The sequence below is a fragment of the Polaromonas sp. P3_C2 genome (assembly GCF_056402675.1).
Genome location: NZ_JBFUGX010000981.1, coordinates 1 through 1,153 on the forward strand (window position 1 = coordinate 1; position 1,153 = coordinate 1,153).

A 1,153-nucleotide genomic window follows, 5' to 3' on the forward strand; every position below is an offset into this window, starting at 1 on the left:
GAGCAAGACACAAAGCGCAAGCACATACGCGAACCAGATTTCAATACCGCCGCCGACATAGGGCCCGAGAAAGACTTCGGCCAGTTTCTCGCCAACGCCAAGAATCAGCCCACCCACAATCGCGCCGGGCACCGAAGTCAGGCCGCCCAAAATCACCAGCGGCAGCGCCTTGAGCGCCAGCACCGAGAGCGAAAATTGCACGCCCAGCTTGCTGCCCCAGATGACGCCGGACACCAGGGCCACGAAGCCTGCCACGCTCCAGACGATGACCCAGATGCGGTTCAGCGGAATGCCGATGGATTGCGCGGCCTGGTGGTCGTCCGCCACCGCGCGCAGGGCCCGGCCTGTGCTGGTGTACTGGAAGAAGGCGGCCAGTGCCGCCACCAGGGCAGTCGCGATCAGCGCGGCGACCAGGTCTTCCTGGTTCACCAGCAGGCCGCCCTGGAAGATACCTTCCAGCAGGAACATCGGGTCCTTGGGCATGCCCACGTCAATCTTGTAAATGCTGGAACCAAAGATAGTCTGGCCGAAGCCGTCCAGGAAATACGAAATGCCCAGCGTCGCCATCAGCAGCGCCACGCCTTCCTGGTTCACGAGCTTGCTTAGCACCAGTTTCTCAATCAACCAGGCCACCACCACCATGATGGCCAGCGCGGCTGCAAAGGCCAGTGCGTTGTTGATGAACTTGCTGTCCAGGCCCGTCCATTGCGGTATCCATTCGGAGAACCGCGCCATGGCCAGTGCCGCGAACAGCACCATCGCGCCTTGGGCGAAATTGAAGACGCCCGAAGCCTTGTAGATCAGCACAAAGCCCAGCGCGACCAGCGAATACAGCATGCCGGACATGAGGCCGCCGATGATGGTCTCAAGAAATGAACCCATGTTATTGGCTCCCCCCTGTTGCGGGCTCACTTCGTGTAGCCGCCTCTCCCCCTGAGGGGGACACCGCTAGCGGCCCGGCGAAGCCGGTTCCGCGGCGGTCGCTGGATTTGTTCAGTTGGGATTTTTTGTTCATGGTTAGTGGCTCGTTCCGAGGTAAGCCTTGATCACGTCTTCGTTGTTGCGTACTTCGTCGGGGGTGCCGTCGCCGATTTTTTTGCCGTAGTCGAGCACCACTACGCGGTCGGAGATGTCCATCACCACGCCCATGTCG

General features: G+C 60.9%; 2 protein-coding genes. Both read right to left on the reverse strand.

Going from position 1 to position 1,153, the window contains the following annotated elements; translation table 11 throughout:
• Window positions 1-882 (reverse strand): branched-chain amino acid ABC transporter permease (locus AC1DWI_RS23970; RefSeq protein ID WP_477726013.1); only part of this gene is annotated, 882 nt, incomplete at its 3' end.
• A 135-nt stretch (window positions 883-1,017) separates the two neighbouring features.
• Window positions 1,018-1,153 (reverse strand): ABC transporter ATP-binding protein C-terminal domain-containing protein (locus AC1DWI_RS23975; RefSeq protein WP_477726014.1); only part of this gene is annotated, 136 nt, incomplete at its 5' end.